This is a genomic window from Schumannella sp. 10F1B-5-1 (genome assembly GCF_006517535.1).
In the GTDB taxonomy this organism is placed as follows: domain Bacteria; phylum Actinomycetota; class Actinomycetes; order Actinomycetales; family Microbacteriaceae; genus Schumannella.
On sequence record NZ_VHQH01000249.1, the window covers coordinates 1 to 267 of the forward strand.

The window sequence follows — 267 nt, forward strand, 5'->3', positions numbered from 1 at the left end:
CCCACCAGCAGCGTGTCGGGGTTCACCTCGACCATCGTGCGGCGGATCGCCCGGCGCACCGCCTCGTTGAGGTCCTCGTCGCGGTAGCGGCCCGTCATGTTGGCCACGTCGATGCGCCAGCCGTCGAACGAGAACGGCGGCTGCAGGAACCGCGCCACCACCGACTCCGGCCCCTCGATGAACCGCTCGCGCAACTCCGAGGAGTTCCAGTTGAACTTCGGCAGGCTCTTGTGACCGAGCCACGACACGTAGTCGCTCTGCGTCTCG

1 protein-coding gene is annotated in these 267 nt (G+C 67.8%); it reads right to left on the reverse strand.

The genetic code is table 11. From position 1 onward, the window contains the following. On the reverse strand, positions 1 to 267 hold a 267-nt coding region (locus tag FJ658_RS15590), incomplete at both ends, for an alpha-amylase family glycosyl hydrolase (RefSeq protein ID WP_255447771.1).